This window comes from Hymenobacter sp. 5516J-16, from assembly GCF_022919335.1.
Taxonomy (GTDB): Bacteria; Bacteroidota; Bacteroidia; order Cytophagales; family Hymenobacteraceae; genus Hymenobacter; species Hymenobacter sublimis.
Genome location: NZ_CP095058.1, coordinates 4,499,339 through 4,523,037, shown reverse-complemented (window position 1 = coordinate 4,523,037; position 23,699 = coordinate 4,499,339). Strand labels below are relative to the sequence as shown.

The 23,699-nt window shown below is 57.6% G+C and carries 29 protein-coding genes; 16 read left to right on the top strand and 13 right to left on the bottom strand.

Annotation, left to right across the window (positions count from 1 at the left end; all coding sequences use genetic code 11):
• Window positions 1–22: 22 nt before the first annotated feature.
• The gene (locus MUN84_RS22380) at window positions 23–1,627 is read right to left on the bottom strand and encodes a hypothetical protein (RefSeq protein ID WP_244696086.1); all 1,605 of its coding nucleotides are present in this window, start codon (window positions 1,625–1,627) and stop codon (window positions 23–25) included.
• 446 nt (window positions 1,628–2,073) lie between these two features.
• Here MUN84_RS22380 and MUN84_RS22375 point away from each other — a divergent pair, with 446 nt between their 5' ends.
• Window positions 2,074–3,369 carry a hypothetical protein gene (locus MUN84_RS22375; RefSeq protein WP_244696085.1) on the top strand — a complete coding sequence of 432 codons (1,296 nt, stop codon included), beginning with the start codon at window positions 2,074–2,076 and terminating at the stop codon, window positions 3,367–3,369.
• Between the two features lie 137 nt (window positions 3,370–3,506).
• Here the strand turns inward: MUN84_RS22375 and MUN84_RS22370 are convergent, their stop codons facing one another.
• A complete protein-coding gene (locus MUN84_RS22370) occupies window positions 3,507–4,631 on the bottom strand; it encodes a DNA topoisomerase IB (protein WP_244696084.1) in 1,125 nt (374 codons plus the stop codon).
• 345 nt (window positions 4,632–4,976) lie between these two features.
• Here MUN84_RS22370 and MUN84_RS24320 point away from each other — a divergent pair, with 345 nt between their 5' ends.
• The 4 genes from MUN84_RS24320 to MUN84_RS22355 all read left to right on the top strand — a co-directional run bounded on the left by MUN84_RS24320 (window position 4,977) and on the right by MUN84_RS22355 (window position 7,119).
• Window positions 4,977–5,342 carry a hypothetical protein gene (locus MUN84_RS24320; RefSeq protein WP_317239048.1) on the top strand — a complete coding sequence of 122 codons (366 nt, stop codon included), beginning with the start codon at window positions 4,977–4,979 and terminating at the stop codon, window positions 5,340–5,342.
• Window positions 5,327–5,788 (top strand): M48 family metalloprotease, encoded by a 462-nt coding sequence (locus MUN84_RS24315; RefSeq protein WP_317239047.1) that lies wholly within the window; start codon window positions 5,327–5,329, stop codon window positions 5,786–5,788. Before MUN84_RS24320 ends, MUN84_RS24315 begins: the two co-directional genes overlap by 16 nt.
• Before the next feature lie 150 nt (window positions 5,789–5,938).
• Window positions 5,939–6,559 (top strand): hypothetical protein, encoded by a 621-nt coding sequence (locus tag MUN84_RS22360; RefSeq protein WP_244696083.1) that lies wholly within the window; start codon window positions 5,939–5,941, stop codon window positions 6,557–6,559.
• A complete protein-coding gene (locus MUN84_RS22355) occupies window positions 6,445–7,119 on the top strand; it encodes a phosphatase domain-containing protein (RefSeq protein WP_410780111.1) in 675 nt (224 codons plus the stop codon). The genes MUN84_RS22360 and MUN84_RS22355 overlap by 115 nt, the downstream gene beginning before the upstream one ends.
• Before the next feature lie 104 nt (window positions 7,120–7,223).
• Here the strand turns inward: MUN84_RS22355 and mtgA are convergent, their stop codons facing one another.
• Window positions 7,224–8,501, bottom strand: coding sequence for a monofunctional biosynthetic peptidoglycan transglycosylase (gene mtgA, locus MUN84_RS22350; protein ID WP_244696082.1), 1,278 nt, complete (start codon window positions 8,499–8,501; stop codon window positions 7,224–7,226).
• 226 nt (window positions 8,502–8,727) lie between these two features.
• Here mtgA and MUN84_RS22345 point away from each other — a divergent pair, with 226 nt between their 5' ends.
• The 3 genes from MUN84_RS22345 to MUN84_RS22335 all read left to right on the top strand — a co-directional run bounded on the left by MUN84_RS22345 (window position 8,728) and on the right by MUN84_RS22335 (window position 10,592).
• On the top strand, window positions 8,728–9,267 hold the full coding sequence (locus tag MUN84_RS22345) for a peptidase (protein ID WP_244696081.1): 540 nt from the start codon (window positions 8,728–8,730) through the stop codon (window positions 9,265–9,267).
• A 156-nt stretch (window positions 9,268–9,423) separates the two neighbouring features.
• Window positions 9,424–9,573, top strand: a complete 150-nt coding sequence (locus tag MUN84_RS22340) for a hypothetical protein (RefSeq protein ID WP_244696080.1) — start codon at window positions 9,424–9,426, stop codon at window positions 9,571–9,573.
• Between the two features lie 29 nt (window positions 9,574–9,602).
• Window positions 9,603–10,592: a metallophosphoesterase gene (locus MUN84_RS22335; protein ID WP_244696079.1), complete on the top strand. Its 990-nt coding sequence runs from the start codon at window positions 9,603–9,605 to the stop codon at window positions 10,590–10,592.
• On the opposite strand, the gene MUN84_RS22330 is transcribed toward MUN84_RS22335, so the two are convergent.
• The 4 genes from MUN84_RS22330 to MUN84_RS22315 all read right to left on the bottom strand — a co-directional run bounded on the left by MUN84_RS22330 (window position 10,511) and on the right by MUN84_RS22315 (window position 12,426).
• On the bottom strand, window positions 10,511–10,933 hold the full coding sequence (locus MUN84_RS22330) for a diacylglycerol/lipid kinase family protein (protein ID WP_244696078.1): 423 nt from the start codon (window positions 10,931–10,933) through the stop codon (window positions 10,511–10,513). The genes MUN84_RS22335 and MUN84_RS22330 overlap by 82 nt on opposite strands.
• Window positions 10,840–11,508, bottom strand: a complete 669-nt coding sequence (locus tag MUN84_RS22325) for a diacylglycerol/lipid kinase family protein (RefSeq protein ID WP_244696077.1) — start codon at window positions 11,506–11,508, stop codon at window positions 10,840–10,842. Before MUN84_RS22325 ends, MUN84_RS22330 begins: the two co-directional genes overlap by 94 nt.
• 142 nt (window positions 11,509–11,650) lie before the next feature.
• Window positions 11,651–11,803 (bottom strand): hypothetical protein, encoded by a 153-nt coding sequence (locus MUN84_RS22320; protein ID WP_244696076.1) that lies wholly within the window; start codon window positions 11,801–11,803, stop codon window positions 11,651–11,653.
• A 5-nt stretch (window positions 11,804–11,808) separates the two neighbouring features.
• Window positions 11,809–12,426 carry a M48 family metalloprotease gene (locus tag MUN84_RS22315; protein WP_244696075.1) on the bottom strand — a complete coding sequence of 206 codons (618 nt, stop codon included), beginning with the start codon at window positions 12,424–12,426 and terminating at the stop codon, window positions 11,809–11,811.
• Window positions 12,427–12,651: 225 nt separating this feature from the next.
• Between MUN84_RS22315 and MUN84_RS22310 the strand changes: the two genes are divergently transcribed.
• Complete coding sequence (locus MUN84_RS22310; RefSeq protein ID WP_244696074.1) at window positions 12,652–12,846, top strand: hypothetical protein; 195 nt, start codon at window positions 12,652–12,654, stop codon at window positions 12,844–12,846.
• Between the two features lie 100 nt (window positions 12,847–12,946).
• Here MUN84_RS22310 and MUN84_RS22305 read toward each other — a convergent pair whose 3' ends face one another.
• Window positions 12,947–13,756 (bottom strand): murein L,D-transpeptidase catalytic domain family protein, encoded by an 810-nt coding sequence (locus tag MUN84_RS22305; RefSeq protein WP_244696073.1) that lies wholly within the window; start codon window positions 13,754–13,756, stop codon window positions 12,947–12,949.
• A 115-nt stretch (window positions 13,757–13,871) separates the two neighbouring features.
• On the opposite strand from MUN84_RS22305, the gene MUN84_RS22300 reads away from it, so the two are divergent.
• On the top strand, window positions 13,872–14,276 hold the full coding sequence (locus MUN84_RS22300; protein WP_244696072.1) for a hypothetical protein: 405 nt from the start codon (window positions 13,872–13,874) through the stop codon (window positions 14,274–14,276).
• Window positions 14,277–14,443: 167 nt separating this feature from the next.
• Here the strand turns inward: MUN84_RS22300 and MUN84_RS22295 are convergent, their stop codons facing one another.
• A complete protein-coding gene (locus MUN84_RS22295; protein ID WP_244696071.1) occupies window positions 14,444–14,851 on the bottom strand; it encodes a hypothetical protein in 408 nt (135 codons plus the stop codon).
• A gap of 258 nt (window positions 14,852–15,109) precedes the next feature.
• Window positions 15,110–15,583 (bottom strand): DUF4199 domain-containing protein, encoded by a 474-nt coding sequence (locus MUN84_RS22290; protein ID WP_244696070.1) that lies wholly within the window; start codon window positions 15,581–15,583, stop codon window positions 15,110–15,112.
• Between the two features lie 297 nt (window positions 15,584–15,880).
• Here MUN84_RS22290 and MUN84_RS22285 point away from each other — a divergent pair, with 297 nt between their 5' ends.
• Window positions 15,881–17,503, top strand: coding sequence for an ABC-F family ATP-binding cassette domain-containing protein (locus MUN84_RS22285; RefSeq protein WP_244696069.1), 1,623 nt, complete (start codon window positions 15,881–15,883; stop codon window positions 17,501–17,503).
• 65 nt (window positions 17,504–17,568) lie between these two features.
• Window positions 17,569–18,291 (top strand): hypothetical protein, encoded by a 723-nt coding sequence (locus MUN84_RS22280; protein WP_244696068.1) that lies wholly within the window; start codon window positions 17,569–17,571, stop codon window positions 18,289–18,291.
• A 102-nt stretch (window positions 18,292–18,393) separates the two neighbouring features.
• Here the strand turns inward: MUN84_RS22280 and MUN84_RS22275 are convergent, their stop codons facing one another.
• Window positions 18,394–18,564 carry a lmo0937 family membrane protein gene (locus MUN84_RS22275; protein WP_244696067.1) on the bottom strand — a complete coding sequence of 57 codons (171 nt, stop codon included), beginning with the start codon at window positions 18,562–18,564 and terminating at the stop codon, window positions 18,394–18,396.
• Between the two features lie 342 nt (window positions 18,565–18,906).
• Here MUN84_RS22275 and MUN84_RS22270 point away from each other — a divergent pair, with 342 nt between their 5' ends.
• Together MUN84_RS22270 and msrA are read left to right on the top strand one after the other, a co-directional pair.
• The gene (locus MUN84_RS22270) at window positions 18,907–19,797 is read left to right on the top strand and encodes a 3-hydroxyacyl-CoA dehydrogenase family protein (protein WP_244696066.1); all 891 of its coding nucleotides are present in this window, start codon (window positions 18,907–18,909) and stop codon (window positions 19,795–19,797) included.
• A 143-nt stretch (window positions 19,798–19,940) separates the two neighbouring features.
• Window positions 19,941–20,486, top strand: coding sequence for a peptide-methionine (S)-S-oxide reductase MsrA (msrA, locus tag MUN84_RS22265; RefSeq protein WP_244696065.1), 546 nt, complete (start codon window positions 19,941–19,943; stop codon window positions 20,484–20,486).
• A 107-nt stretch (window positions 20,487–20,593) separates the two neighbouring features.
• On the opposite strand, the gene MUN84_RS22260 is transcribed toward msrA, so the two are convergent.
• Window positions 20,594–21,400 carry a hypothetical protein gene (locus tag MUN84_RS22260; protein WP_244696064.1) on the bottom strand — a complete coding sequence of 269 codons (807 nt, stop codon included), beginning with the start codon at window positions 21,398–21,400 and terminating at the stop codon, window positions 20,594–20,596.
• 160 nt (window positions 21,401–21,560) lie between these two features.
• Window positions 21,561–22,385 (bottom strand): 2,3,4,5-tetrahydropyridine-2,6-dicarboxylate N-succinyltransferase, encoded by an 825-nt coding sequence (locus MUN84_RS22255; RefSeq protein ID WP_244696063.1) that lies wholly within the window; start codon window positions 22,383–22,385, stop codon window positions 21,561–21,563.
• A gap of 131 nt (window positions 22,386–22,516) precedes the next feature.
• Here MUN84_RS22255 and MUN84_RS22250 point away from each other — a divergent pair, with 131 nt between their 5' ends.
• Both MUN84_RS22250 and MUN84_RS22245 read left to right on the top strand, forming a co-directional pair.
• On the top strand, window positions 22,517–22,711 hold the full coding sequence (locus tag MUN84_RS22250) for a hypothetical protein (RefSeq protein ID WP_244696062.1): 195 nt from the start codon (window positions 22,517–22,519) through the stop codon (window positions 22,709–22,711).
• 38 nt (window positions 22,712–22,749) lie between these two features.
• Window positions 22,750–23,670, top strand: a complete 921-nt coding sequence (locus MUN84_RS22245) for a glycosyltransferase (RefSeq protein ID WP_244696061.1) — start codon at window positions 22,750–22,752, stop codon at window positions 23,668–23,670.
• Window positions 23,671–23,699 lie beyond the last annotated feature (29 nt).

The window sequence follows — 23,699 nt, the reverse complement described above, 5'->3', positions numbered from 1 at the left end:
CGCTTCCAGAGTGCTGTCTTACCTAATACAACCGATGACGTAGTAGCCAGCCGGCAGCATCAAATTCATCGGCATGGGGCCGGTATTTTTCGACGTCGGTTTTGCCAACCCGTAGCGTGTTACCGTCGCCACTCTCGTATATGGTCAGGCGGCTGCGTGAACGACGCGGGGCCGGAGTAGCCTCCACTAAGTCCTGGCCCGCGCCATCGTAAACCTCAATCTGAAAGCGAGAATCGGGCTGGCCGCGCAATTCAAACGCATCATTTCCCCCGAGGCCAAACAGCTTGATGGAGCGGGTTTGGGGGCTGGTAAATAGGCGCTGATGCAGCAAGGTAGCACCCTGCGGAGTAAGCCGAAAAACCTGCACCCGCACCTGCCGGGGCCCTATGGCTTCTACCACAAAGCGCTCAGCCTCATCCGTACCTGGCAGCTCCACATCCTGGGCCAGTAAGGCGTAGAACTTGGCTGCCACGGCCGGGAGCTGTTCCCGGCGGCTGCGGAGCTTATGGCGAAACTCAGGGGCCGCCAGCTGCTGGACCTCCTGGGGCCACACGGCCAAGGACTGGTTGATTACGTCGTCGGAAAGAGCACCGCGCAGGGAATCCGCAATCTGTTGGAAGTCCTGCTGATCCAGGTAGGCCAGCAGCGACTTATCCATGGGCCGCGCTGCACGGTTAAGCCCTTCTACGTCGGCCAGGCGGATTTTCTCGTGGAAGCTCTGGTAGTTAGATTTCACCCAGCCGATGATGTGCGTAAGCAGGCCGTCATCAAACTTAAAAAAGGCGTGGTCCCGGTCGCGCGGAATAGCCCGGTACACTACGCGGCCATTGGGAGCCGGAAAGCTGGCCCAGCGCCACTGATCTTCGCGCCGGCTCCAGTCGCCCAGCCACATATCAAACAGGCGGCTGCGCAAGTACTGGCGCGCATCTACCTGAAACTGGGAGCTGGTAACCAGGTTGGTAAAGGCCTGGCGGGAGCTTACTACTTGGGTCGAAAAACCGAAGCTACGGACGGCCCGTTGGTCACCCTCCGGGCGTTCTTCAAACAGATACAACGCATTGGCAAAACCCTCCCGAAACTCTCCCAGGGCCGGATCATCAGCCACGTACACGAGGCGCGGATTGGTGTAGTACAGCCCGGCTGCCTGGGCCAGTGGCGGCACAATGTAGGCACCGTACGGGTGGATGACGCTGGTTTGGTCCTTCATCAGCCGCCCAATTGGCCCCTGCTGCAAGGCTTCGGGTAGGGCTTTGGTGGCGTCTTTATCCACGGAGCGCAGCACGTACTGCGTGCCGTTGCGGTCCACTAGGCGCAGGTTCTTGGTTTGAAAGGAGCCTCCTTCCCGAATGGGAGTGAGGCCGCCCGGTACTGCCGTACGCAGATTAAACACCCGGGCCGTGACGGGCAGCGCCCACAGGGTCCGGTAGTGCGTGCCCCAGAAAAACCGGTACAATGCACTGCGCTGGTAGTGAGGGCCCGCCGCCACTACTACCGTCGAGTCAGGGAGAATGAGGGCCGAGCCGGAAGCACCGCGTTGGGCCGGAGCTGAACAGGAAACGAACAACAAGCCGGCCAGCAGGCCCGCCGGCAAGCCAACGGGCAGAAACACGCGGGAAAAACAGGGCACGGAGGAGGAGTATTACAAACCAACAACTGCTACCCGACATCGGGCGGCCGACCTTATAGCGCAAACTCCCTGGTGGCGGTTGTACCGTGGAGCATGTACTTTTCCGCGGCGGTTCCGTTGAAGGAACCTAGCCGCGCTTTTCACCCCGCATGAACCTACGCTACCCTAGCCTTCTGTTGCTACTTACGGCCGCTGCCTGTAACCGGGAAACCTATTTCCAACCCGATGCCCGCCCTGATTTCGCTACCCCCTGCCTGCCACTGCTGACAGCGTGCGTGTAACGGCGGGTCGCCATTACCAGCGGGCCTAGTGGGCCGGTGGCTGCTAGGCCGCCATCATCGGCCCAGCTGGGTGCAGCCCGTCACGCTGCCCGTATTTAAGCCGCAGAGTGTTGTACCAGGAGGATTAACCTTCGGAAAAATCGGCGGGGCTTTCAAACCATCAGCATGACGCTGGTATCCCCAACAGGCCGCAGCTACGCCCTGCGCACCATCGATAAGGACCCCTACCGTACGCTACCCAAGGTGCTTCGGCAAGGGTTCATTCTAAAGACTGTCCGCGACGCTACCTCCGCCGGCATGCCCTACGGGGCCTTTGTGGTGCCGGCCCTGGCCGAAGCGGCGGGCCTGCCCCACGCCACTCCCCGGCCCTATTACGTGCGCCCCGATGAAAATGGCCTGGGCGCTGCCAGTGAGCGGTTTCGGGGTAAGGTGGTATTGCTGGAGGAGAAGTTTGAGGGCAAACAAAACATTACCGGGCCCGTGGCCGGCGCCCAGGCGCTGGAGGAATCAGAAGACATGCTGGCGGCCCGGTACGCCAACCCGCACCAGCAAATCGACGGGGAAGCGTTTCTGCGGGCCCGCCTGCTTGATATTTGGCTGGGCGACTGGGACCGGCACGAGGGCCAGTGGAGTTGGGCCGCCTACGCCCAGCCCGACGGCCGGGTGCTGTGGCGGCCAGTGCCCCAAGACCGGGACCAGGTGTTTTTCCGGTTTGATGATGGGGCCGTATCCTGGCTGGCCAGCAAACTGGTAAGCAAATTCCGCACGTTCCGGCCCCAGTACCAAAGCATTGAGGGCTACACTCGCAACGCCTCTTTCATCGATGAGCGCGCGCTAGCAGCGGTGCCCAAAGCAGCGTACCAGCGTACGGCTCAGGAGTTGCAGGCTAGGCTCACGGATGAGGTGATTACGCGGGCCGTGCGCCAAGGCTTGCCGCCAGAGGTGTACCGGTTGGAAGGCCCCGCTATGGAAGCCGCTTTGCGCGCGCGCCGGGCCAAGCTGCCCCAGGCTGCTGAGGAGTTTTACCGCCTGAAAGCTCACCGGGTGGTAGTAGCCGGCACCGACCAAAACGAACGGTTTATAGTGGAGCGTCGCAACGACACGGCTACCGTGGTTTCAGTGTATCAGCTGCCCAACGACGAAGACAAGCGCAAGCCTACCCTACTCTACCGCCGCACCTTCAACCCTGCCGCCACCCACAGGGTAGTTTTGCACGGACTGCAGGGAAAAGATGAGTTTGTGGTTTCGGGCCGGGTGCGCCGCTCCCCCATTCTGGAGGTATACGGCGGCCCCGACTCCGACCTGCTGCAGGACTCTTCCCGCGTTGCTGGCTGGCGCAAACGAACCCAATTCTATGACACCAGACGCAACAACGTGCTTGAGCCCGGCCCAGAAACCAAGGACCGCACCGAGCACAGCGTCCGTTCCCACGCCTTCGACCGGGACGGCTCAGGCAGGTGAGGTAGTGAGCTAAAAAACTTATTATAAAGCCAAGGGCCTTATTACGCTAGTGCAAGCCGTTGTTACGGTGCTTGTGTTGGCGTAATAAGGCCCTTGGTGCTACGTAGGCTCACGAACTGTTACAGCTCTTCACCGCATCATTTTTTCACCACCTCCAACTCCTGCAGCATTTCTAGCACCATGTGCTCCGTGGGCGTGAGCAGATCATTCTCCGCGGGGTCCGCGTCGTGGCGACGTAGGTAGTCAATGAGCTGGTCGGAATTAAACAGCTCGACTACCTGGGGATGGATGTAGTATTTGGAACAGACCGTAGGTGTATTGCCCAGGTTCTCAGCTACGTCCTTCAGGGCGCGCTTTAGGCCCTTGGGCTTCGGAAATTCCGGCTCTTCATCAATAATCCGCTCCAGGGCCTCTACCATCTTCACAGTGCCGCCCCAGGTGCGGAAGTCTTTGGCCGACAGCTGCATGCCGGTTACCTCCTGCAAATAGGCGTTTACGTCCCCGGATTCCAGCTCCTCCCGGTGCCCATCGGGGGCGTAGTATTGGAACAGGTGCTGGCCGGGAATTTCTTTGCATTTCTGCACCAGCCGGGCCAGTTTCCGGTCGTGAATGGTTAGGTCGTGAGGTACGCCTTTCTTCCCCACGAAGCTAAACCGCACATCGGCCCCGCTCACCTGCACGTGCTTGTCGCGCAGCGTGGTCAGGCCGTAAGTTTTGTTTTTCTTGGCGTATTCCTTGTTTCCAATGCGGATAAAGGACTGATCCATGAGCGTAAGCACCAAGGCTACCACTTTGCGCTTGTCAAGCGTTGGGCGGCCCAAGTCCTTGTATAGTTGCTGGCGTAGCTCAGCCAGCTTTTCCCCAAAGGCCCGCAGGCGGCTAAACTTGGTGAGGGCCCGCGCCTGGTCCCAAGCTGGGTGGTAGAGGTACTGCTTGCGGCCCTTGGCGTCTCGGCCCGTCACCTGCAAATGGGTAGTGGCCGAGGGCGAAATCCAGACTTCTGTCCAGGCCGGCGGAATCACGAAGCCTCGAATACGAGTCAGCGTTTTCTCGTCTTCCACGGCTTCCCCTTTGGCCGTGAGGTAGCGAAATTCACCCTCAGCGGCGGCCTCCCGCGTGATACCAGGCCGGGTATCCGTCAGGTACCGCAGGCCCGCTAATTCCGCCTGCCGGGCCGGGTCTTTGTACAGCACGTGGGCCTCTTCTAGGGGCTCAAGCTTCTTTTTACGAGTTTTGGGGCGGGCAGATAAGGGAGTAGACATGGCAGAATGAAAAGCAGAAACCGGGCGGCCTAGTGCCGCGCTTGGGACCTAGCTGTACGTGGCAAACAAAGAAAGGGTAGCAGCCCCTGCAGCAGCTGGGCCGCTACGGCTAGTTTCTGCCGTCGGCTGCGCCCGCGCCGCTATGATACAGCCACAGATAAGGCACCACTACCTCATTTCTTACTAGCTGATCCTCCGGTTGCTAGTACCTGCACCCTGCCTCGGAGCCCGCAAAAAGCAACATGGAGCGGACGGGCCGCGTTAGCAGGCTACTAGTTCTGGCATTGTTTTTTCTAACTGATCGGCACTGCCCTCCTTTCTCTTTTCTTCTTATATCCGCGTTTTATGCGTCGTTTGCTTTTCAAACCCTGGCTTTTATGTGGCTTGGTAGCCACCCTTGGTACCGTTGCTTCCTCCTGCTCCAAAGATGGGGATGGGGTACTGCTGTTTTCGATTGAAGATGACAAAGCCCTTGGCGAAAAAGTAGCCGCCCAAACCGATTCTACCTTCCGGGCCAAAGGACAGTTGCTGGAGCGCAGCAGCAACCCAACCGCCTACGCCGCCCTCAACCGCATCGTCACGCGCGTGCTCGACAGCGGCAAGCTGCAGTACCGCAACGAGTTTCCCTGGGATGTAAAAATCATCCGGGACGACCAAACCCAAAACGCTTTTGCTACCCCGGTGGGCACATTTACGTGTATTCGGGCCTGATTAAGTACTTGGATAATGAAACGGAGCTGGCGGGTGTACTGGGCCACGAAATTGCCCACGCCGACCGCCGCCACACCTCGCGCCAACTGCAGAGCCAGTATGGCATTAGTGTGCTACTGAGCTTGCTGCTGGGCGAAAACCAAAACACGTTGGTGGATGTAGCCTCCAGCCTGGGCCAGCTTAAGTTCAGCCGCGACTACGAAACGGAAGCCGATGCGTACTCGGTGGAATACCTGAACGGCACCAACTACTACGCCTGCGATGGGGCAGCCGGCTTCTTTATCAAGGCGGAGAAGGAGGGCCAGTCTGCCACTCCTGAGTTCTTGAGCACCCACCCCAACCCCGGCTCCCGTATCCAGAACATCCAAACCAAAGCCGACCAACTGGGCTGCCGGAACCGCTCGGCCGCCAGTTCCGACTTCACTACCTTGAAAAGCTCCCTCTAACGGGCACCCATTAGTTTGTAGCCGGAAAAGCCTTCTGCCCGCGGGTAGAAGGCTTTTTTGTGGCTGATTCTGAGCCACAAGCAGCTAGCTCGGCAACACCCAGGCCCGGGCAGTACGTAGGTATGATGCTTTACGCTTTCTTTACGCCCGATGCCTCTACTCGACAAACTCAGCAGCTGGGCCGAACGGGCCGACGATGCCCTCACCCGCACCCGCGCCCGCCTGGGCCTGCTTCATCCGCTTCAGCTACTGGCCTATCGTAGCTACGGCACCCCAAACCGCCTCTACGTGAAAGGCCGCCTGCTCACGGACAAGGGCATTGGCGAGCCCGACCCGTCCGACTCGCGCTGGAACAACCTGCTGAACATGTACCGCCGCTTCGACAGCAACGAAATCAGCGGAGCCCAGCTCAATGTGCGCCCCTCCGATGGTTCCGACCATTTGGTGGTGACGGATGAGGAAGGCTACTTCAGCCTAAATCTGGAGCCCAAGTCACTCCCCGAGCCGGTTGATTTTTTGTGGTACCCCGTAGATGTGCTCCTAAGCCAGGCACCGGCCCCTTTCCTACCCCAGCGGGCCTTAACACGCGGGCCATGGTGCTTATTCCGCCCGCCGATGCGGAGTACGGCATCATTTCCGACCTGGATGATACGGTTATTCAAACCTCCGCCACGGACCTGCTACGCATGGCGCGCATTGTCTTGCTGCGTAATGCCCGCTCCCGCCTACCCTTCAAGGGCGTTGCCGAGTTTTACCGGCAGCTGCAGCTAGGCCGTAATGGCAAGCGCAACAACCCCTTTTTCTACGTTAGCAGCTCGCCCTGGAACCTTTACGACCTGTTGGAAGACTTCCTGCAGCTCAACGAAATTCCGCCCGGCCCGCTGTTGCTGCGCGACATGGCCCTCAAGCGCAAGCAAAGCACTGATGCCTCGGAGCACCACGGCCACAAGCTCAAAGAAATCGACAACCTACTGCTGACGTACCCCACGCTACCTTTCGTGCTCATCGGCGACTCGGGCCAGGAGGATGCCAACATTTACCGGGAGGTCGTGCGCCGCCACCCCGGCCGGATTCTGGCCATCTACATCCGCGACGTTAACCGCCCCGACCGCGCCACGCTGGTAGAGCAGGTGTCGGAGGATTTGCGGGCTGACAAGGTGGAAATGCTGCTGGTACAGGATACGGTGCAGGCCGCCAAACACGCCGCCAACACGGGCCTGATCTTCCAGGAAGCTATTCCGGCCGTGGAGCAGGAAAAGCAGAAAGACGAAGCCGCCTCCGACGATACCGAGCTGGACGGCGAAGGCTCCGGCGCCCCAGTGATGCAATAAGTGAAATGGTGACATGATAAAGTGGTAAGTGGGAGGTTCTAACAGCGCCACATCGCGCCTGTTGAACGTCCCACTTACCACTTTATCATCTCACTATTCTACTTCTAGCTTGAATGGTCCGCCACGACTACCCATTGCCCGGCAATGCGGCGAAAAACGAGTAAGAAGTGTCCTTGCAGGTCGCCTTGGGCAGGGCGGGCCAGGTGCCAGCGCCCGATAACCTGGGCAGCATCCGGGCTTAGGGGCTGAATCCGAAGGTTGGAAAAGTCGAGTTGGCCCATGGCGGCCGCGGTGGGGTAGCTGCGACGGTAATTGTCGAGGGTAGGCTGCCAGCCGTAGGTTAGGCCGCTTTTGCCGATGAACACCAGCGAATCATTCTGCCAGTAGCCCTGCATGAAGCCGGCCACGTCGCCGCGGTTCCAGGCGGCGGTTTGGGTAGCCAGCACCTGCGCAATGGCCTGGCGCGTAGCGGCTGAGTCAGCAGTGCCTCGCGGCGTGGTAGCGCAAGCCGTTAGCAGCGCGCCAGCAGTAACAAGTAGAAGCGGTTTCATGTCCGGAAGATAACCACGCCGGCGAGTACCCCGCCACCCTAGTGTGCTAGCTTGTGTTTTGCGGGCTACTATCGGGCTTAACTCGGGACTATTTATCCATGAGGGTGCGCACGTAGGTAGTGCCCCCAGCCGGCGCATATTACGCATGACCCGCTTCTGTTTGGCCCGGGCCTGGGGCCCGGGGTGGGCCGCCCGAAACCGCAGCGGGTTGGGCAATACTCCCGCCAGTAACGCCGCTTCCGCCGGTGTGAGCTTCTTGGCCGACTTATGAAAATACTGTTGTGAAGCGGCTTCTGCCCCAAAGATGCAGTCGCCCATTTCCGCTACGTTCATGTACATTTCCATGATCCGGCGCTTATTCCAAAGGAGCTCAATCAGCAAAGTGAAGTAGGCTTCGGCTGCCTTGCGCACGTAGCTACGGCCCGACCACAGGAATACGTTTTTGGCTACTTGCTGCGAGATAGTACTACCGCCACGGAGTTGCTTCTCTCCATTAAGGTTCGATTTAGCGGCCTTTAGGAGGGCGTCGCCATCGAAGCCGTGGTGAATCAGGAAGCGCTGGTCTTCGGCCGCCACCAGGGCCAGGGGCAAATGGGGCGACACTTCGTCCAGGGTTTTGAAGTCGTAATCGATGCGCCGGTCATCTTCCCGGATGCCGTGGTAGCCCAATCCTACGGGCGCGTGGGCGCGGCGGTCCAGCATCAGCCAGGTAGCCGGCGGGCTTACCCAACGGTACACCAGCACCCAAGCCACCGACGTCAGGAAGAGAGCAGCGAGTACCTGAAGGGCGATGCGCCCGGCCCGGCGGGCCGCTTGCCTGTAATTCGTCACGAAATCAGCAACTAACGTAAAGTGAAATCTGAAGGCCTGGGCCTCGAAGCAAAAGTAGCAGATTTTAGGGCGTAGGCACGGTTAGCCGACGGTTTGCGCTGACATTTCACGTCCTTTCCGGTTGAAGAAGTATGACTCGCACCCTCGCCCTGTTTCCGCTAAACCTCGTGGTGTTTCCGGGGAAAAGCTTAACCTCCACATTTTTGAGCCCCGCTACCGCCAGCTCGTGCACGACTGCGTGGCGGAGGGTATCACTTTTGGCATTCCGCCCTACCTCAATAATAGCGTCAGTACTTTCGCTACGGAAATGCGGCTGGTGAGTGTGGCTAAAACCTACCCTTCGGGCGAAATGGACATCAAGACCCAAGCCGTTGGGCTGGTCCGCGTGGAGGAGTTCTTTCGGCAGCTACCGGGCAAGCTCTACGCGGGGGCAACCGTTACCGATCTGCCCGATGACAACACACCCGACCCGGACCTGCACGAACGAACCCGGGCCCTGATTCAGCAGCTCTACGAGATTCTGGGCCTGCGGCGGCTGTTCCTGGACTTACCCACTAATTTTCGGGTGTATGACATTGCCCACAACCTGGGCCTTAGCACGGAACAAGAGTACGAGCTGCTAGAGGCCGCCACCGAAGCCGAGCGCCAGCAACGAGTATTTGAGCATCTGCTGCACATTTTGCCGGTGCTGCAGGAGACGGAGCGGCTGAAGGAGCGAGTTCGGTTGAATGGGCACTTCAAAAATCTCACGCCTCCCTCCTTCTAAGCCCTTGATTCATCACTGATTATAATTCCTGCAGCATCCTCCTTTCTTGTTTCGCCCCAGAACAGGAGCCATCCGTATAGCCAGGAATAGTTCTGTTTGCCCGTGCCACTTTCCTCTCTACTTCTGTATTCACTTATCTCCGCTACCCTCTTACTAATGGGGTGGCTACTGTACCGCTTCTACCAGGAGCGGCAGTACCGACGACGCCCCTACGTGGCGCCGGCCCACAACAACTGGGCCCAGCAGCCGGTGCCCGCGGAGCAGCCCCTGCACCGGGTGGCCTTGCTCGGCGACCCCGGGCAGTAGCCACCGACGGTACGGACCCGATTCTAAACTTGCTAACGAGCTGGCAGCACGAAACCGGTCCTAACGGCACGGTTATCATCCTTGGCGACAATGTGTACCCGACGGGTTTGCCCGCACCGGAGCACCCAGGGCGCGCTGCGGCCGAAGCCCGCTTCCATACACTGTTGGAGGCGCTGGGTCGCTTTCCGGGCCAGGTCGTTCTGCTTAGCGGCAACCACGATTGGAACAAGGGCCGCCCCGATGGCTGGGAGTACCTGCGCCGGCAGGAAGCCTACGTGCGGGAGCAGCTGCCCAGGGCCCATTATTTACCGCTAGATGGGCACCCCGGGCCCGTAACCCTCCAACTAACTGACAACTTGCTGCTCATTGTCCTGAACACGCAGTGGTGGGTGCAGCGCGGGCCCCGGCCAGCCGCCGACTCGAAGGCGCCCTTCCGGGAGCTGCGCCGCTTGTTGGAGGAAAACCGCCACCAGCGCGTTGTGGTAGCTGGGCATCATCCGCTTTACTCCAATGCTCTGCATGGGGGCAAGTTCACGGCTAAGCAGCACGTATTCCCGCTTACCACGGTGTATAAACAAGCCTACGTGCCCCTCCCGCTTGTTGGCTCTTTGCTCCCACTTTACCGGAAAGTAGTGGGTGCGGCCGAGGACATGGCTCACCCGCGCTACCGCAAAATGCGCCGCCGCTTACTCCGGGTTCTGCACGATTTCCCGGGCGTTATATACGCGGCTGGCCATGACCATAACCTCCAGTATTTCCAGTACAAAGGCGGTCATTATCTAGTTAGCGGCTCGGGTAGCAAAACGGCCTTTGTCCAAAAGGGCGGTCGGGCTACGTTTGTGCATGAGCATAAGGGTTTCTTTAGCCTGGAGGTGTACTCTCAGGGTGAAACCTGGCTTCGGACGCTGGAACCCGGTAACGAGGAAGTTTTCCGACTTCAACTGCACTCCGCCCTACCCTCAAGTCCCGTGGTAACGCCCCAGGTAGCTGCACTCAAGCCAAGCACCCCGGCGGCGTAGCTACTTAGGTGTTTGGGAGGGTTAACGGGCACCAGCACTTGCAAGCTGCTAGGGTTAATTTCGACTTCTACTGGTGTAGCTACGTGGTGAGGTTCTCCATCAACCTGCACGAGTACCTGTGTTTGCCCGGGCACACTAATGCGGGCCCGGCGGCAGCACAGGCGGCGAGTATAGTCGGAGGCATCAAAACCGTTGGTGTAGAGCCGGTACAGGAGCCCCGGCGCGGCCGAGCTAGGAAAAGGCTCAATCAGGCAAATTTCAAACTGGCCATCGTCCAGCTCCCCATCAGGATTGATGATGACGTTGCTACCGAACGTGCTGGCGTTGGCAACCGTGAGCATAAAGGCGGGCCCTCCCAAGTTTCCAGATCGGTTTCAATGTGGTACGTGGCGGGCTCGTAGGCAACGTACTCCTGGGTAGCAATGCGCACGTAGGCGGCTGGGCCCCGCACGCCACCTTGGTCAAAACGCTCTACTATTAAAGCATTGAAACCTAAGTCGGCTAGATGAGCCGAGAACATGCCGGCTACCCGCAAAGTGTCCACCGTGCGAAGCTCGTACTCCCAGGTCAGGCGCAAAGCCTGCTCTACCTCCTGGGGTATGCCCAAGTCCTTGGACAAGCCGTTGCCGGAGCCCAGCGGAATAATGCCCAACGGAGTGCTGGAGTTTGTTAGCGCTTCCGCCACCAAGCTTACGGTACCATCGCCACCGGCCGCAAATACGGCGTCGAAGCTACGCTCAGACAGGTGCTTGCGTAGGGAAGCTAAGTCATCGGAGCCACTGGTATGGAAAAAGGTAGCGGTGCGGCCTCTCTCCTCGCAATACTGCCTGATGGTGGCCTCTAGGTTGCTCTTATCCACATCCCCAGAAATGGGGTTTAGCACAAATAATAACAAGCGCAGCGGTTGACTTGGCATGAAGGAAGTTACTGGTAAGAATGAGAATTCAGAAGTCGGTAAACCGAAGGACGACAGGCTAAGCGCAAGTAGCCTCCGCTTAAAACGCGCATAGCCGACGGTGAGGTCGGCTATGGCACAAGTATTTCTTCCTGGGGCCCACTTAGGGCTTCAAATTAGCGGGTAACCCCTGGGGAAAGTCCTCTGCAATGTCGCGCTGCAACTCCTCAATTCGGTTGCCGGGGTTGGGGTGCGTGCTCAGGAATTCGGGGGGGCTGCTACCGCCGCGGTTGGCACTCTCGAGTACTTCCATCACCTGAATCATGGCGCGGGGTCATAGCCAGCCGCGGGCGTGAAATCAACGGCTAGCCGATCGGCTTCCAGCTCATCTTCCCGGCCAAAGCGCAACGTCAGCAGCTTGCCCACCATGGCGGCAGCAGCGGCACTAGCAGCCGTGCTGGGCCGCTCCGGGTCGAAGAGACCAATGGCAGCGGCCCCGGTCAGGCCCTGAGTCAGACGGGTTTTAGCAATCTGCTCCGCCGAGTGCCGACCTACCACGTGCCCGATTTCGTGCGCCAATACGCCGGCTACCTGCCCTTCCGTTTTAAGGTTTTTCAGCAGGCCCGCCGTGATAAATACCTGGCCACCGGGTAGCGCAAAGGCATTAATGGTATTCTCATCGGCCAGCAAGTGAAACTGAAACCGGTAGGGAGACTGACTGGCCTTCGTGCTCTGCACAATTTGCTGGCCGATGCGCTCCACGGCGGCCCCAGCCTGCTTATCGGGGTGAATGCCGCCGTATTGCTGCGCCATTTGGGGAGCTGCCTGCAGGCCCAGCGCTATTTCCTGGTCGGCCGACATGTCTACGTGCTGCACCTCGCCCGTCACCTCGTTTTTCTGCGTGTTGCAGTAGTACGGGATGAAGGCAAAGGCAGCCATGACTAGGGCTATAATGAAACGAAGATTTCCTCTCATGATTGGTGTAGGGAAGGGAGTGAGTAGGGCGAAAACAGGGCCTAATGGCCTCTAGGGCTTGTAACGCGAAGCCAACAGTAGGGTTGCCAGCCCCCGCGCAGAACCTAAACTCAGCTGGCTCACGTATGAGCCTCTATTCCGGCTTGCCCCGTGGCAGGCTACTCTCCTCCACCGCAACTCGTTTTAGTCATGAATCAGAAACGCACCTTTGGTAGCATTCTCACTATTCTGGGCATCATCGGCATCATTGCCGGGGCGCTGGGCTTCCTGCAAATCGGAGGTCTGGGTTTGAGTAAGATGAATTCTCTTGTGCCCTTTTTCGTGGGCTTGATCTTCTTTTTCGCCGGCATCAACCTGGTTAAAACTACCGGCGACCGAGCGTAGATACCCGTTCGATACCAATACCAAACGACACCGCCCCGCTCCTGCACGTAGTCAGAAGCGGGGCGGTGTCGTTACCTGTTTCCTAGTGAAAAAGGGAGAGTTAGCTTACATGAGCTGCCAGTCCCTTGTTGCGCGCAAAGGCATATAAGGCCGAATCCAGATTCAGCCACGCGGAGTGGTAGCCGCTGCTGGCCGGACCGTTGGCGAACAGCACTGTTCCGCCCTTAATGGACCGAACAATAGCCGGCGTCTGGTCCACGGGCAAGGCCGGGCAACCCTGGCTGCGCCCCAAGCGCCCGTGCTGACGAATAAACTCCTGGCTAACGTACTCCGCGCCGTGTACCACCACGGCCCGGCTCAGGGCATTGGTGTTGTAGCCAGAGTCCACGCCGTGCAGCTTCAGCGAAAGGCCATGCTTGCCTTGGTAGGTAGTACCCGTTACATAGAAGCCCAGGCTGCTCATTTCCGAGCCCTCGCGGTTGGAGAAGGTACGGGCGAATTCTTCACCCGTGGATTTGCCATGGGCCACCAACGTATGATGAATCAGGCGGCCTTTCGCGACGTCAATTACCCACAGGCGCTTCTGGGTGCTGGAGCGGCTGAAGTCAACGATGGACAAAACCTGGGTGCGGTTGCTGGCTGTTCCGCGCTGCTGCAGGCTGTAAAAACCAATTAGGGCCCGGCGGTACACGTTGAGGGGTAGGCCAGTAGGTGTCAGATTGGCCTGCACATAGGAAAGGGCGACGTGCTGTTCAAAAGCGGCCGTTACGAGGGCCTTTTCCTGGGGGCTCCAAACGGCAGCAGTCGGGGATTTGTCGCGGGAAATGCCTGCCGGCTTAGCTGCCAGCGGCGTGCCAATCATCAAGAAGCTAAGAAGTACTGCGGCAACGCCAGTTAACACGTTCGTCATCGGCTAAATCAGTCGGGCGAAGTAAATTGCGGTGGTAAAACCAGTTTTGCTATTCTGGGCAGATCAAAAATAGCGCTTTTCTTTCACTACCCTTTGGGTCCCAAACTCCTTGCTCTTGCAAACCGTTCCCTGCTTTCTTTCCCGATTCGCCGGCGGCCTTCTTCTGGCCGCGCTGCTAAGCGGTTGCGGCCACGCCCTACCCGACTTCCCCGGCTTTGACTCCGCGGCATGGCGCAAGGATTCCTACGGATGCCAGAGCCGGCGCGCGGCGCTTCTACCCATTTTGGAAAAGCACCGGAACGAGTTGTACGGTGCTCGTCTTAATGATGTAACCTCCCTGCTAGGCCACCCCGATGAGGAAGAACTAGGCGAGCAAAGCGACAAAGTTTACGTTTACTACGTGGCCGCCGGCCAGCAGTGCGCCCCTGGGCATCCTCGCTCTACCCGCTCCCGAGTATTGCTACGTAGCGGGGCTACTGGCACCATCACGGAGGTAATTATTCCCGTGGTAAAACTTTGATACAGTTCACTCATCCTCTGTCGGGAGCGGCACCTTTTAAATGAGGCCACTTCTGGGTTGGGCTTACCTTTCGGTCCGGTCAGCTGATAAACCACAAGGCCGCTCCAGGTAACCTGGAGCGGCCTTGTGGTTATAATTCGAGCCAAGCTAGTTAGCTTGAAGGAGAATTAACCTAACCCACCTTCATTGGAGTTAGCAGGCCCGGTAGGGGTTGAATCACGCTTCTGCTCTTCGCGGAAAAGGCTAAGTTGAGAAGGAGTTAAGATACGGCCACATTCAGCTTCGTACTGGGCTTCCAGCTCGGCTATTTTAGCATTGCGTAGCTGGCCATCTTCAACGTATTGCCACTGAATCTCCTCTAGGCGGGCAAGTTTTACCTTATTAACCTCACGGAGTTTGATGAATTGAGCCTCGTTCAAGTGCAATTGGGTGCTCATCTGCCGGGTAACTTCATCAACCCGCTCAATTGACGGGTCCGTGTCTCCGGGCCGCTCCGCATATCGGTCCCGCCGCTGAGCAAATGCGGCTGAACTTAGCGTGCCAATAAGTAAGAAAGTGAGTAGTAAGGTTCTCATATGAAAACAAGTAGTCGTGCAGAGATGGAGGTGTTATGCTGGATAAACGATTCTTGTTAAAGAAAAATTCAGCTCAACCGCACTCTTTTGTTAGTACAAATATATACAAATTTAAACACAACAACTTAGTCACTTATCTTTTTTGTATAAATATTTATAGAAATAAACATATTTATATACCTGCTTCTATATAGCCACATAACAAGCAAAGCCGACCTGATGGCCGGCTTTGCTCTGTTCACATTAAGTATGCTTGAACTACTCGATTTCGGTGACGGGCTTGTGGTCGGGGCTTTTGTAGTACTGCATGGCTACTAAGGAGATAATCACGCCGGACATGGCACCCTGTAGGATAATAGCAAGGAAGGCAATAGTTACCGACAGGTCGAAGCCGAATAGATCCTGAGCCCGGATACCATCCATGACGTTGCGGTTAAGCACACCAGCATACAGAATAAAGAAGAAGGCAAAAATTACCGAAGCCACAATGGCCGTGATAATACCCGTCCCAAAACCATGTAGGTAAGGCATCCGGTCCTGCCGAAACCGCTTGTAGTTTACAATAGCCAGACAGATACCAACAGCCAGAATAACGGCGTTGAGAAAGCTAAATTCAATACGCTCCGACAAGCCGGTCAGGGAGGCAATCAGAAAATATAAGATCATGCCGCCGGCCGTAAACAGGCCATAGCGAATGCCATTCGTTTCGGGGGTAATGCGTGATGCTGCCATACGTTGAAAGAATCCAGGGTGAGGAAAGAGGAACGGTAGATGGGAGAGTTCCGGGAACTAGGGGTAGTGAGAGTTCTGTTTTCCCTGCACTTCCAGCCCAGCTATCTGCCATCAGTTACTTTTTATACCGTATTGTTCGGCAGCTGGTTGTGAATTCGGTTTGCTTTTTTTTCCAATCTGACTTATCCCGACCGATGAACCCCGGCGGGCCGAGGCATTTTGCGTATTTTTGCGCGCCAACGTCAGCAGCTTCTGTTGCTACCTGTCGTTCCCCAAGTTTCTCCGCACACATTTGATATGATCAGCACCTCCAACGTAAGCCTGCGCTACGGCAAGCGCGTATTGTTCGAAGACGTTACGATTAAATTCATGCCCGGCAACGTGTACGGCCTAATTGGGGCCAACGGCGCGGGTAAATCCACCTTCCTGAAAATCCTGTCTGGCGAAATTGAGGCCAATACCGGCTCGGTTGACATGCCCAAGGGGGCGCGGCTTTCGGTCCTGAAGCAGGACCAGTTTGCCGCCGATGCTTTCCCGGTACTCCAGACGGTTATCATGGGCCACCAGCGCCTGTGGAAGGTGATGGAAGAGAAGGATGCGCTGTATGCCAAAGCCGACTTCTCGGACGCCGATGGGGAGCGGGCCGCGGCCTTAGAAGGCGAATTTGCCGATTTGGAGGGTTGGAATGCCGAATACGAAGCCGCTGAACTGCTCTCCGGCCTTGGCATTTCGGAAGACAAGCACCAGACCCTCATGGGCGACCTAGGTACTTCCGACAAGGTGCGTGTGCTGCTGGCCCAGGCCCTGTTCGGTAACCCCGACGTGTTGCTGCTAGACGAACCCACGAACGGCCTCGACGCCGAAACCGTGCTGTGGCTGGAGAACTTCCTCGACTCTTTCCAGAACACGGTTATTGTAGTAAGCCACGACCGTCACTTCCTCGACGCGGTGTGTAACTACATGGCTGACCTGGACTTTTCGAAAATCACGATGTATCCCGGCAACTACTCGTTCTGGTACGAGTCGTCACAGCTGGCCCTGCGCCAGCGCCAGGAAGTAAATAAGAAGACGGAAGACAAGCGCAAGGAACTGGAAGAGTTTGTGCGCCGCTTCTCGGCCAATGCTTCTAAGTCTAAGCAGGCCACCTCACGCCAGAAGTTGCTGCAGAAGCTGACGTTAGAGGAAATCAAGCCTTCATCGCGCAAGTACCCGTACATCGCCTTCAAATCGGAGCGTGAGGCGGGCAACCAGCTGCTCACGGTAGAAAACCTGAGCAAGTCGGTAGACGGCCAGACCATCTTCCGCAATGTGTCCTTCTCCCTCGACAAGAAGGACAAGGTGGCCATTATCAGCCGCGACGACCGGGCCGCCTCCCTCCTGTTCGATATCCTGTTCGAGGAAACCAAGCCTGACACCGGCGACTTTAAGTGGGGTACCACTATTACGCCCAGCTACTTCCCTAAGGAAAACACAGAGTTCTTCAACACCGACTTGAATCTGGTAGACTGGCTGCGCCAGTACAGCACGGAAAAAGACGAGTCATTTATCCGGGGCTTCCTGGGGCGGATGCTGTTCTCGGGCGAGGAGTCGCAGAAGAAGTCGAACGTACTGAGCGGGGGCGAAAAAGTGCGCTGCATGCTTTCCAAGATGATGATGGAAGGCGGCAACGTGCTGGTGCTCGACGACCCAACGAACCACTTGGATCTGGAAAGCATCACGGCTCTGAACAACTCCCTCCGGGACTTTGCCGGCACCCTGATTTTTGCTTCCCATGACTTGCAGGTAGTAGAAACCGTAGCTAACCGCATTATTGAGCTGACTCCGGACGGCATCATCGACCGCCGCATGAGCTACGAAGAGTACCTGGCCGATGAGAATATCAAGGCGCAACGCCAGCGCATGTATCAGTTGGTTTCGTAGTTACGTTCTAGCAAGAATATGAAACGACTTCTGTTCTTACTACTTATGGGGGGGCCAGCCTTGGGTTGGCCCCTACCGTTTCGGCGCAGGTTACGGACACTACCCGCACCGTGAAGCCCCAACTAAACACGGCCCCGCCCGGTACCGCCCCAGCCCCACCGCGCACGACGGCGCCGCCCGTGTACCAGCCCACGCCCACGGCTCCTACTGAACCGGTGCAGCCGGGCGTCCCGGCCTCTAACGCCCCCTACGACCCTAGCCGGCCCTCGGGCTTAGATTTGCCCCAGCGGCCCGGGGTAGCAGCGCCAGAGCTTCCGATGCGCCGCTACTTCCTGTACAGCAACCTTGGCCTGGGTTTTAGCAGCCTATACGGGTTCAGCCAATTCAGTGCTAGTATTTCGCCGGCCATTGGGTACCGAGTTAGTAAACGCTTTGCCATTGGGCCCGGACTTTCTTACGCTTACAACAGCTACTCGGCGCGTGGAAGTCAGAGTATCAAAACCAATAGCCTTGGCGTAAAGGGCTTTGCCCAGTTCATTGTGTTAGATCAGTTTTTTCTCCACGGCGAATACGAAATAACCAAGGCGGAGACGTTGGACAATAGTGCATTTGGTTACTACAAAAACAAGCGCACGATTGGCACTCCGCTGGCTGGAGCCGGCTACCGCCAGCAAATCGGAGAGCGGATGGCCGCTGACATTGTAGTGCTTTACAACTTCAATGATGGGTATGATGATATTTACGGCCAGCCAGTTATCCGATTCAATTTTCTGTTTGATTTAAAGTAAATCAGAAGGATAAAACACAAAAAAGCCTGACTTAATAAAGTCAGGCTTTTTTGTGTTTTTCGGACTAAAGAATTCCACTACCAAGTGGAATGAGGAAGCTAGTTACACTACCCGCCCACCGCGAATTACACGCAGTAGAATGGCGATAATAGCAATAACTAACAAAACGTGAATCAGGCTGTTGCCCTGGATACCGGTTCCGAGTACACCGAAGAAGCCCAAGGCCCAAATGATGATCAGAATGACGGCGATGATATACAGTAGGTTGCCCATGGTGAGAGGAGAGAGTTGGTGAAAGGTTAGGGAGAGTTCAGAGACAGAAAACCGTGTATCTGGGTGAGTACGTGGTTAGGGCTGCATCTGCGGTTTTGTACGCTGGCGTTATGAAAAAAGGTTTATCAGATATTCATATTTTTTTCCTGACGCGCGCAGCCTAGCTGTGAAACCAGCCTTTAAACACCGATTAGCCCCTTTTTATCCTTAGAAAATAAAGTATATAAATAAGCAAATGTCCTAATCCATCATTGAGCCGCTCCGCTTTCCGTGTAGCTTTGCGCCACTCTCAGCAGCCAGCGTGGCTCCTGCGTTTCCTTCCCACCCAACCTCTTTTCTCTTATGCTTAACGTTGCCGTTATTGGCTCGGGCACTATGGGCAATGGCATTGCCCACGTATTCGCCCAGCACGGGTTTCCCGTTGCTCTTATCGATATCAACCAGCCGGCCCTCGACAAAGGGGTAGCTATCATTGGGAAAAACCTGGACCGGCAGGTCGCGAAAGGCTCCCTCACGGATGCCGATAAAACCGCTACCTTGGGTCGTCTGACTACCTATACCAGCGTGGCCGAAGGTGTGCGCAATGCCGACCTAGTAGTGGAAGCAGCCACCGAAAACGTGGAATTAAAGCTGAACATCTTCCGGGAGCTAGACCAGCACGCGCCGGCGGCGGCTATCCTGGCCTCCAACACCTCTTCCATCTCCATCACCAAAATTGCCGCCGTAACTAAGCGCCCCGAGCAGGTGATTGGCATGCACTTCATGAACCCGGTGCCGGTGATGAAGCTGGTAGAAGTAATTCGGGGCTACGCTACTTCCGATGAGGTGACGAGCCGCATCATGGACCTGTCGCGGGAGCTGGGAAAAACCCCGACGGAGGTGAATGACTACCCCGGCTTTGTGGCCAACCGCATTCTAATGCCCATGATTAACGAGGCTATTTATAGCCTGTTTGAGGGAGTAGCGGGCGTAGAGGAAATTGACACGGTCATGAAGCTAGGTATGGCCCACCCCATGGGCCCCCTGCAACTCGCTGACTTCATCGGGCTGGATGTGTGCTTGGCCATTCTGCGGGTGCTGCACGAGGGCCTGGGCAACCAGAAATATGCCCCGTGCCCGTTGCTGGTGAACATGGTAACCGCCGGCCGACTGGGCGTTAAGTCTGGGGAAGGCTTCTACTCCTGGACTCACGGCAGCAAGGAGCTGGTGCTGGCTGAGCGCTTCCGCAAGTAAGCTTACCCAACTTCTGGTTAAACCAAACGCCCTTTCCGGTTGCGCCGGGAGGGGCGTTTGTGGTTGGGCTTACCTGAAACCTTTGGGGCCGAAATTCGCTTATAGAGGTTCAGTTTTGCCTTCGACTCCTTACCACTATTTCAATGGAACAAGCCACATTTGGCGGCGGCTGCTTTTGGTGCACCGAAGCCGTATTTCAGAATTTAAACGGGGTACAGAAAGTAGTATCGGGCTACACGGGCGGCCGCATTGCCAATCCTACCTATAAAGAAGTATGCAGTGGTCTGACCGGCCACAACGAGGTTATTCAGATTACATATGACCCGGCCGTTATCAGCTACGAGGAGCTGCTGGAAGTCTTCTGGAAAACCCACGACCCTACTACCCTCAACCGCCAAGGCAACGATACGGGCACTCAATACCGCTCGGGAGTGTACACGCACAACGAGGGGCAGCAGCGCACGGCCGAGGCCTACAAACAGCAGCTAACTGCCGCTAACGCCTTTGAGGGCCCCATCACCACCGAAATCCTGCCGCTCACGGTGTTTTACCCCGCCGAGGCTTACCATCAGAATTACTACAACCTGAACGGCTCCCAGCCTTATTGCCAGTTTGTAGTGAAAAGCAAAGTAGATAAAGTAAAGGCCGTATTCGGCGACAAGCTCAAGACCGAAGCTCGCTCCTTCTAGCCCGCAGCTCAAGCAGAACGGCCCGACCTGATTTTGTCAGGTCGGGCCGTTTTGCTTGCTAAGTAAAGCAACTAGCCTTGGCCGCGAACAACTCAGCGTAGCGGCGCTTACTGCTGCTCCTGCAAATCAATTTGGAAGGGACCATGCTCCCGGCCGAGGGCATAGAACAGGGCCACTTGGTTCATGAGGGTGCGGGCGTACAGGTCGAGGGCACGGGTTTCCAGGATCTGGTTGTTTTTCACAATGATAAAGCTCACCAACTCGCCGGGGTAAGCCCCATCCTCGCCTAGCGGCGGAATAGCCTCGAAAGGTGAGTGCGACTTTACGGGAATAAACTCTTGTTTGGGCAGCTCCATCAGGGTTTTACTGCCGTAAGGAATAAAGCCTTTCAGGTGCGAATAGCGGTAGTTTGGGTTCCAGACCCAGCTGCCGTTAAAGATGTAGTACTCGTCGGTGCCCAGGCGCAGGAAGTCCCGCAGGGAAACGTTTACGCCCACGCGCCAGTTGGTTCGCTCTTCCAGGTTTTGCTGGATGAGGGCGAGGCGGGTGGGGTCCGCTACATCGGTCAGGCTCTGGGTCAGGCGGGCCCGTACGACTAGCTCGCAGCCTGCGTACAGGTTTAACAGCTGCTGCCGCCACGCGTTTTGGGCGCCTAGCTGGTAGGCATCGGCCCGGCTAAACTCAAAGAAGTTGTGCGTGTAAGGGCCGGCAATGGCTACCCCGTCGCGGCCGTTGGGCTCGGCCCATTCCACCAGAAAGCAGGGCCGCGTGCGCCCGTCGGCCCAGGGCAATTCCCGGTTAAAGGCCACACGCGTTTGCACCAGCTCGGGGTCAATGTTTAATTCCTGGGCTACGTAGTCGCGGACTTCGTCGCGGGCCTGCGCCGCGGACACTACTGATTTAAGGGTACTCATCAAGAATAGAATCGGGGGAATTGAAGCGGGGAAACTCCCCACCGCTGCGCAATATCTCGTATCTGGCCGTGGAAAAAAAGTACCCTGGCACAAAGTGCGCAGGGTACGATATAGAGCAGTTGCTTAGGGCAACCGACACGGAAGCCTCTCAATGGCCGGACTACACGGCTACGTTATGCTCGCGCAGGGCGTCGTTGAGGGAGGTTTTCAGGTCGGTGCTGGGCTTGCGCTGCCCAATAATCAGGGCGCAAGGCACGTGGTACTCGCCGGCCGGAAACTGCTTGGGCAAAGAACCGGGAATGACCACGGAACGGGCCGGTACGTGGCCCCGGTACTCCTTGGGCTCAGAACCGGTTACGTCGATGATACGGGTGCTGCCCGTGATGGTAACGCCCGCCCCAATGACAGCTTCCTTGCCGACAAAGCAGCCCTCTACCAGAATGCTGCGCGAGCCCACGAAGGCCCCATCTTCTACAATAACAGGAGCAGCCTGCACTGGCTCCAACACGCCACCAATGCCCACGCCGCCGCTCAGGTGCACACCCGCACCAATCTGGGCGCAGGAGCCTACCGTAGCCCAGGTGTCTACCATCGTGCCCTCGCCTACCCAGGCGCCAATGTTCACGTAGCTCGGCATCATGATAACGCCGGGAGCCAGGTAAGCTCCGTAGCGGGCTACGGCTGGAGGCACTACGCGCACGCCTTGCTGCTCGTAGTTAGTTTTGAGCTGCATTTTGTCGCGGAACTCGAAGGGCCCCACTTCAATGGTTTCCATCTGGCGGATGGGAAAGTACAGGATAACTGCTTTCTTCACCCAATCGTTGACCTGCCAGTCGGCCCCTTCCGTAGTGCCGGGCTGAGCCACGCGCAGGCGGCCTTTATCAAGTTCTTCAATTACGTGCTGGATGGCCTCCGTAGTGGCCGCTTGCTGCAACAGGCTCCGGTCGGTCCAGGCAGCCTCAATCAGGGTTTGGAGTTCAGACATCTACAATCTGGTTGTCAGGTGATATTCCGTTGGTTGCCCGCCCCGGAGGCGCTACGCGGGGCTGCTGGCCGCCGCGTGCCGCGCCTCTCCGCCGACAACTAACAAGCAAACTTACCATCTTCACGGCCAATATGCCGCCTTCCCTGACCATTTTACTGGCTTCGGTGCTCAAGCCCCTCGACGATACCCGCATGCTGGGCAAGTTTGGGCGCACCCTAGCCAGCCGGACCGGAACGCAAGTGCATGTTGCTGGTCGCCTCGCGCCTTCCCCTCCGGCCTTCCTCACAATCTGCATACCCACGCCCTACTTGAGGGTACTCGCCTAAGTCTACAGCGCCTGCGCGCCCAGTGGCTGTACTGGCAGTTGCTACAAAAGCTCCGGCCCCAGGTGGTACTGGTGCACGCGCCGGAATTACTACCGCTAACCGTGGCATGGAAGGCCTTGAAGCCTGGTCGGCGCTTTGTGTATGACGTGCGCGAGAACTACGCCCTCAACATCCAAACCCAGCAGGTATACCCTCACTGGGCCCGCCACATGCTGGCTACCCTGGTGCGCGGCCTAGAAACTTTGGCAGCCAGGCAGGCTACAGCAGTGCTGCTGGCGGAGCGCAGCTACGCGCAGGAATTGCCGTTTGCCAGGCCTGGCAAGACGCTGCTCCTTGAGAACAAATATCAGCCCTACTCCTCTCAGGCGCCATCAGCAACCACCTTTCCGCGCCGCTTACCGGCCCCTACTGAGCCCCTGCGGGTGCTGTACTCCGGCACTATTTCGGAGCTGAACGGCGTGTGGGAAGCCATCCGCTTTGTCCAGCATCTGCGCACTGCTTGGCCCCTAGCCCACCTGACCATTATTGGGGCCTGCCAGCAGCCGGGGCTGTTGCCGCGCTTGCAAGCGGCCGTTGCCGAAGCCAGCGACGCCGTGACCCTGCGGGGCGGGGCGGAATTGGTGCCGCACGCTGAGGTTGTAGCCGAAATTCAGCGCAGCCACCTAGGGTTGCTACCTTACCGTCCGCACCCCAGCACGGCCCGGTGCGTGCCCACTAAGCTATTCGAGTACTTAGCCCATGGCCTACCCCTGTTGGTGCCGCCCAACCCTTTGTGGCAGCAACTGGTGCAACCCTCCGGCGCGGGCGTTGCCTTTGACTTCCAGCAACCCGAGTACCCGGCTGCGCCTGACCTCGCCGCTGAACTTGGCGCCCGGTGGTACTACCCGAGCGGGGCACCCGCGGAAGCTTTCTGGACCTCCGAAGCCGAAAAGTTGCACCGCCTCATGGATTCTATATAGTAACTGCCGACCTTTGCGGCCCGTTTACG

Bases quoted from the DNA above. Each gene is read 5' to 3' on its own strand.
- MUN84_RS22375 (WP_244696085.1), top strand. From the start codon at position 2,074: ATGACGCTGGTATCCCCAACAGGCCGCAGCTACGCCCTGCGCACCATC.
- MUN84_RS22370 (WP_244696084.1), bottom strand. From the start codon at position 4,631: ATGTCTACTCCCTTATCTGCCCGCCCCAAAACTCGTAAAAAGAAGCTT.
- MUN84_RS24320 (WP_317239048.1), top strand. From the start codon at position 4,977: ATGCGTCGTTTGCTTTTCAAACCCTGGCTTTTATGTGGCTTGGTAGCC.
- MUN84_RS22360 (WP_244696083.1), top strand. From the start codon at position 5,939: ATGCCTCTACTCGACAAACTCAGCAGCTGGGCCGAACGGGCCGACGAT.
- MUN84_RS22340 (WP_244696080.1), top strand. From the start codon at position 9,424: ATGGGGTGGCTACTGTACCGCTTCTACCAGGAGCGGCAGTACCGACGA.
- MUN84_RS22330 (WP_244696078.1), bottom strand. From the start codon at position 10,933: ATGCTCACGGTTGCCAACGCCAGCACGTTCGGTAGCAACGTCATCATC.
- MUN84_RS22325 (WP_244696077.1), bottom strand. From the start codon at position 11,508: ATGCCAAGTCAACCGCTGCGCTTGTTATTATTTGTGCTAAACCCCATT.
- MUN84_RS22315 (WP_244696075.1), bottom strand. From the start codon at position 12,426: ATGGCTGCCTTTGCCTTCATCCCGTACTACTGCAACACGCAGAAAAAC.
- MUN84_RS22310 (WP_244696074.1), top strand. From the start codon at position 12,652: ATGAATCAGAAACGCACCTTTGGTAGCATTCTCACTATTCTGGGCATC.
- MUN84_RS22305 (WP_244696073.1), bottom strand. From the start codon at position 13,756: ATGACGAACGTGTTAACTGGCGTTGCCGCAGTACTTCTTAGCTTCTTG.
- MUN84_RS22295 (WP_244696071.1), bottom strand. From the start codon at position 14,851: ATGAGAACCTTACTACTCACTTTCTTACTTATTGGCACGCTAAGTTCA.
- MUN84_RS22290 (WP_244696070.1), bottom strand. From the start codon at position 15,583: ATGGCAGCATCACGCATTACCCCCGAAACGAATGGCATTCGCTATGGC.
- MUN84_RS22285 (WP_244696069.1), top strand. From the start codon at position 15,881: ATGATCAGCACCTCCAACGTAAGCCTGCGCTACGGCAAGCGCGTATTG.
- MUN84_RS22275 (WP_244696067.1), bottom strand. From the start codon at position 18,564: ATGGGCAACCTACTGTATATCATCGCCGTCATTCTGATCATCATTTGG.
- MUN84_RS22270 (WP_244696066.1), top strand. From the start codon at position 18,907: ATGCTTAACGTTGCCGTTATTGGCTCGGGCACTATGGGCAATGGCATT.
- msrA (WP_244696065.1), top strand. From the start codon at position 19,941: ATGGAACAAGCCACATTTGGCGGCGGCTGCTTTTGGTGCACCGAAGCC.
- MUN84_RS22260 (WP_244696064.1), bottom strand. From the start codon at position 21,400: ATGAGTACCCTTAAATCAGTAGTGTCCGCGGCGCAGGCCCGCGACGAA.
- MUN84_RS22255 (WP_244696063.1), bottom strand. From the start codon at position 22,385: ATGTCTGAACTCCAAACCCTGATTGAGGCTGCCTGGACCGACCGGAGC.
- MUN84_RS22250 (WP_244696062.1), top strand. From the start codon at position 22,517: ATGCCGCCTTCCCTGACCATTTTACTGGCTTCGGTGCTCAAGCCCCTC.